This window comes from Aquimarina sp. I32.4 (genome assembly GCF_002924285.1).
Classification (GTDB): Bacteria; Bacteroidota; Bacteroidia; order Flavobacteriales; family Flavobacteriaceae; genus Aquimarina.
Window position 1 is genome coordinate 1 of the sequence record NZ_PGUB01000170.1, and the last position, 5,848, is coordinate 5,848.

6 protein-coding genes and 2 pseudogenes are annotated in these 5,848 nt (G+C 30.1%); 5 read left to right on the forward strand and 3 right to left on the reverse strand.

Annotated elements, in window-relative coordinates; all coding sequences use genetic code 11:
• Positions 1 to 498: pseudogene (locus tag CVD18_RS21070) on the reverse strand (hypothetical protein); the annotation flags it as partial.
• A 439-nt stretch (positions 499 to 937) separates the two neighbouring features.
• Between CVD18_RS21070 and CVD18_RS21075 the strand changes: the two are divergent.
• The 4 genes from CVD18_RS21075 to CVD18_RS21090 all read left to right on the forward strand — a co-directional run bounded on the left by CVD18_RS21075 (position 938) and on the right by CVD18_RS21090 (position 3,274).
• Positions 938 to 1,612 (forward strand): class I SAM-dependent methyltransferase, encoded by a 675-nt coding sequence (locus CVD18_RS21075; RefSeq protein ID WP_103867456.1) that lies wholly within the window; start codon positions 938 to 940, stop codon positions 1,610 to 1,612.
• Positions 1,613 to 1,700: 88 nt separating this feature from the next.
• A complete protein-coding gene (locus tag CVD18_RS21080; RefSeq protein ID WP_103867457.1) occupies positions 1,701 to 2,222 on the forward strand; it encodes a hypothetical protein in 522 nt (173 codons plus the stop codon).
• Between the two features lie 10 nt (positions 2,223 to 2,232).
• Positions 2,233 to 2,925, forward strand: coding sequence for an aspartate/glutamate racemase family protein (locus CVD18_RS21085; RefSeq protein WP_103867458.1), 693 nt, complete (start codon positions 2,233 to 2,235; stop codon positions 2,923 to 2,925).
• A 13-nt stretch (positions 2,926 to 2,938) separates the two neighbouring features.
• Positions 2,939 to 3,274 carry a n-acetylglutamate synthase gene (locus tag CVD18_RS21090; protein WP_103867459.1) on the forward strand — a complete coding sequence of 112 codons (336 nt, stop codon included), beginning with the start codon at positions 2,939 to 2,941 and terminating at the stop codon, positions 3,272 to 3,274.
• A gap of 117 nt (positions 3,275 to 3,391) precedes the next feature.
• On the opposite strand, the gene hmpA is transcribed toward CVD18_RS21090, so the two are convergent.
• Both hmpA and CVD18_RS21100 read right to left on the reverse strand, forming a co-directional pair.
• Positions 3,392 to 4,600, reverse strand: a complete 1,209-nt coding sequence (gene hmpA, locus CVD18_RS21095; protein ID WP_103867460.1) for an NO-inducible flavohemoprotein — start codon at positions 4,598 to 4,600, stop codon at positions 3,392 to 3,394.
• A complete protein-coding gene (locus tag CVD18_RS21100; protein WP_233194611.1) occupies positions 4,570 to 5,010 on the reverse strand; it encodes an HPP family protein in 441 nt (146 codons plus the stop codon). Before CVD18_RS21100 ends, hmpA begins: the two co-directional genes overlap by 31 nt.
• A 362-nt stretch (positions 5,011 to 5,372) precedes the next feature.
• Between CVD18_RS21100 and CVD18_RS21105 the strand changes: the two are divergent.
• Positions 5,373 to 5,848: pseudogene (locus CVD18_RS21105) on the forward strand (IS4 family transposase); the annotation flags it as partial.

Sequence of the window (5,848 nt, forward strand, 5' to 3'; positions counted from 1 at the left end):
TCTAGGTAATTCCCTGTTTCCTTTGCCAGATTCAAGAAAGAAAATATCATCACTCTCTACAATACCTTCAAAACCATTAGGAACAGCCCCTTCAAAGGCACTTAATATCTTATGCCGCCAGTCAAATGAAGTTTGGAGACAGATACCTGTCTGTTCAGCACATTTCTTTATCGAATTGCCTAATAGCATATGGTACAAATAAACACTAAGCAAGTTCCCCTTTTTTAAACCAAAAGTAACTTTACCTGTAGTTTCCCTAAAATACTTCTTGCACGATTTACAAAAATAACGTTGCACACCATTAGCCTTGCCATTTGCACGGATATCGATGTCTTGACAATTAGGGCAATGTAGTGACTGGATTTGTTGCACCTCGGAATGAACAGTATACAAGTCAGGCTCTGAAGGATCGACCATAGATAATAGCTCCCTAATTACGGTCTCACGACCCAATTCATCTAGGCTTTTGAAAAATTCTGTGAAAGATTCTGGTACCATTTGCACTTGTTTTAAAACAAAGATAACTAGTTAAGTCGTATTATAGAATATAGCTTAAAGATTTTGCAGTCTCTATATTAATTAGCTACCTTCGATAAATATAATACCTGCGTATACATAGATATATACAAAAGCTATAATTAATTTAGGGTACACTTATCCATAGTTAATAAGTTGTATTCCTAATTTGATTTAGTATTAATTCAATACATATCGATTGCTTATACGAGTTCTGATTTAAATTTACTCACAAGAAAAATGATGGATTTTTGACTTAGATAAAAAAGAAAATTCAAGCATAACAGGCCTACGGTCGTGTTTTATTTTGAAATATTAGACAAAAAGGCACAGTTTTATTGAGTAAATTTAAGTTGGAAATGGTATTACTACCTACTCTATCTTTTAATGAGAGAGGTTACATATAAAAAAACAAAAAATTATGGCAGAAAAATTTAATTCTGATACTAAACTAGCTCCAGAAGAACTCGCAAAACATTTAAGACAACCTGATGGAGAAACAGGAAAACAGATAGGTCTATTGATGAACAAAAGCAATAAACATATTTGTCTCAATTCATACAAAGTACTCACTCCTCAAAAAGAGGATCATATTTTAGAAATAGGAATGGGCAACGGCTTTTTTGTGAAGGACCTACTTAATATGGCCGATAATCTAACCTATACAGGAGTTGATTTTTCTGCAACTATGGTTCAAGAAGCATCTTTATTCAATAAAAAGTTAATTGATAATAAAAGTGCTTTTTTTAAGGAAGCATCAATTGAAAACCTCCCATTTGATGATCATAGTTTTGATAGTATTACAACAACAAATACACTCTATTTTTGGCCACAACCTATAAATAACGCAAAAGAGCTTTTAAGAGTTTTAAAACCAAACGGAAAACTATTGGTTGCCTACAGGTCTAAAAGTTGTATGGATCAATTAGAACTAGCAAAACATGGATTTCAGAAATATGAAAGTCATGATGTTGAAGGTTTATTAAGTAATGCTGGATTCAAAAATATTTCAACACAAATCATCAAAGAACCAGAATTAGAGTTTGATGGTAAAGTTTTTCAAATAGAAGGTATATTTACTACTGGAATCAAATAGTATAAAAAACATACCATTTTTATAGTAACATCTCTCTAAAAAATCTCTTTTTTTGATTCTGTTACTTTTACCTTGATTACCTATAATTATGAATAAACTTATTCCTCAAGAAGATAGAATAGCTAGATTAATAAAATTTGGAGCTCCAAAGTTATTTATCGAAAACATAGGAAAGATACCAGAACTAGAGTTTCGTATAGAAGATGTAGAAGGAGCCTATTATTATCTACCAACTATTTCAAACTACGAGGTTTTAAAAGGTTTTAATGTAATCCCCATCTATGATGAAGGAGAATCTTTTTATGTAGTAATATACAATGCTAAAACAACCAAAATAATTCATTTTGAATTAGAGAATGATGAAATATATCATGATTATAATCAAAACTGGTGCCTACTTTTGATGGATATTATGATTCAATATTATGAAGATGTTATTGATGATGGAATTGAGGTTATTAATTTTATAAATGTTGCAAAAAAAATCGACTTTCATAAAGCAGAGAAATTATTCAACCTTTTGGATATACCTATAGAAGAGTACAATATTAAATACAATGAAAAAGAAAAATGGAGAGTTGAAATAGCTAAAGAATTAGAAATACTATAAAAACTATTTTATGAAAAAAATTGGTTTAATTGGTGGAATGTCTTGGGAATCTTCACTTGTTTATTATCAAATTATAAATGAAAAAATTCGAAAAACATTAGGAGGCTTTCACTCGTCAAAATGTATCATAGAATCTGTTGATTTTGCAGAAATAGAAAAGCTTCAGCATAAAAACAAATGGGATGAATTGAATAACAAAATGGTAGAATCTGCCTTGAATCTAGAAAATGCAAAAGCAGAACTCGTTATTTTATGTACCAATACAATGCATTTATGTAGCGGTGCAATCAAAGAAAATATCAAAATCCCTTTTTTACATATTGCTGAAGCAACTGGCTACAAAATAAAAAAAAGTGCGATTCAAAAAGTGTTACTACTAGGTACCAAATTCACCATGGAAAAAGATTTTTTTAAAGAAATTTTGTTACAAAAATTTGGCATTGAAGTAATTGCTCCTAATCAAGACGAGAGAGAAATCATTCATCAAATAATTTATGATGAGCTCGTGCATGGAGAAATAAAAGATACATCAAAAGAAAAATATAAAACCATTATAGATACCTATGCAGATCAAGGTGCCCAAGGAGTTATTTTAGGCTGTACAGAAATTCCTTTACTAATAAAAAGTACCGATGTAAATATTCCTATTTTTGATACCACTAGAATTCATGCTGAAGCTGCTGTAGAATTTGCTTTAAGTTAAAAATACCATCCCAATGAATTATAATAACAAACGATTCAGGCCAATTGATCTTACAGAAAATGCAGAAGTATCCTCAGATACAGTGTTTGAGTATAAACAAACAGGTAATATTCTTACTTCAGAATATCAAAGCGACCAAATTATCACAGGACACTTAATAGGAATTGTAAGCAAAGATGGTACTATAGAAATGCGCTACCACCAAGTTAATAAAAAAGGAGAATTAATGACTGGAATCTGTTTTTCAAAACCTGAATTGACCTCAACAGGAAAAATAAGGCTTCATGAAAATTGGCAATGGACCTCGGGCGATAAATCAAGCGGAAAATCTATTTTGGAAGAACTGTAACCAGATTTAGGTAAGATATAAGCCTATTTTTATTAAATCTCTGATAGCAATACACTATAAAAAATAATTATTGTCCTTCTGATTAAAAAGAATCAGAAGGACAATAAACATAAATAACTAATCCGCTAAAACAAGCTCTTCTGCTGGTCCAAAAAACTCATAATGTATGTTTTCTTGAGGTACCTCTAAATCATTTACTATTTTTAAAACATTTGACATAAAAGGAGTTGGCCCACAAAAATAAAATTCACTTTCATTAGAAACACGTAAATCTTTTAGTATTTCTGTTGTCAAGAACCCTTTATAATCATAATTTTCTCCTATAAGATCAGTTTGCAAAGGTGAACTATAAACAACTATTGATTCTGAGTTTTCATTGATCAGCGCATTGATTTCATCAGAAAAAGCATGAATTTTACTATTCAAAGCACATTGAATAAAAATAACCTCTTGATTCTTTTTATTATGTACTACTTCACTAAACATACTTATCAGAGGGGTTATCCCTACTCCCCCACCTATAAATACAATAGGGTTTTCTTTTTCTTTCAAAACAAATTCTCCTGATGGCATTCCTATCATTAAAACATCACCAATATTTATAGTTGAATGCAAATAATTAGAAACGATCCCATCTAAATCTCCTTCTTCTTTTTTAACACTAATTCTTAAATAATCTTTATCATTAGCGTTTGACAAACTATAATTTCTAGTATGCTTATGATCTGTATTAGGTATCTCTATTGTCAAAGCAATATATTGACCTGCTATAAATTTAGGAACTGGAGTCCCATCTTTTCTTTTCAAATAAAATGAGGTAATCACATTACTTTCTTCTATTTTATCGACTACAATAAATTCTTTTGTTCCTCTGTAACCTCCAGTAGTATTTTCTCCATTAGAATAAATTTCCTCTTCTCTTTTTACAAAAATAGCAGCTAGATCACCATAAGCTTCCTCCCAGGCATTCATAATTTCTGAAGTCGCAGCATCTCCTAATACCTCTTTTATAGCTGCCAGAAGATTTTCTCCCACAATTGGGTATGCTTCTTTTGGAATAGATAAACTAGCATGTTTCTGAGCAATAGTCTCTACTGCATCTCCTAACATTTCTAATTTATCAATATGAACTGCATATTGAAAAACAGCATTAGCCAATGCTCGTTGTTGTGTGCCTTTCTTTTGATTTATCATATTAAAAACATCTTTTAATTCAGGATATTTTTTAAATAGTAACTTATAAAACACTTTTGTAATTGCTTCTCCATGTTCTTCTAGAACTGGTGCTGTAGATTTTACGATTTCAATTGTTTCTTTACTTGCCATAATATTTTTTTTTTAAATTTTTCTTTTACTATTGAAAATGAATAGATAATCAACAAACCTGTCATTGTAGGGTATACAACATATAAATACCCCAAATCTTGTATTTGTGCATTAGAAATCAATGGAATAACCGCAATTGCTCCTGCAGGAGGATAACTAATATTAACAAGATTCATGATTAAAATGCAAGAGCTTATTGTTATTGTTATTTTAAAAATTAATGCAATATCAATTTGATTCCAGAATACACCTATGATAGCAGCTATGATAGAAGATGAACAAATTTTAACAAATGAATGTTTAATCGTATCATTAGAAAAAGTTAAAACCGCCGAAGCTCCAAAAGCAGCTATAATCAACGTATGATCATCACCACTAATTAAAATCTTATGACACAGATAAATGCTCAAAAAACAAGCTATTGAAATAAAGTAATTAATCAGATTTATATATATCAATTTCATTTTAACAACCTTTGATAAATAGCAAAATTACATGAATACAAAATCTGAAGTTTATGACTCAAATCATGTAATTTTAAAAAAGTAGGATACTTTAATACTCCTATTATTTACTCTCAAAACATGTATTGAGAGTTTCTATTACACCATTAGTCGTAACAAATTTGGTAAGTTGTTTGTTCTATTGTATAAATCAGCACAGTACATGACAAAAATATAATTACTTGATTATTAGTAAAATACGCATGGTTTTATTAGGATAAAGCATTGATTTTCAATATATTAGATGAATAATTCGACCTATTTATCTAATGGAGAAAACCAATGCTGTCACTAAAAATAGTGAATTAACTTCTGTTCTCAATACTCATTTTCAAGGAAAAATAAATCTAGCTCGCATAAAGCTAATAGCACTTTTTATTAGTAGCTTATGTAAAGTACAATCTGTAACCTTTGATAAATTGGCAAATGCTTTTGACACTACAGCTAACACTAGTTCTTCTTTAAGACGTATTCAACGTTTTATCGCTGAGTATACTTTGGAAGCTGATTTGATTGCCAAATTGGTGTTTAACTTATTACCCAAACAAGATAAAGTAAAATTAACTATTGATCGTACCAATTGGAAATTTGGACAAGCCAATATCAATATATTTATGTTAGGTGTTGTTTATCAAGGTGTAGCTTTTCCTCTGCTCTTTACCATGCTAGACAAAAGAGGAAATTCCAATAGTGGGGAACGTATCGCACTAATAGAACGCTTTATCAAATTGTTTGGTAAACAATT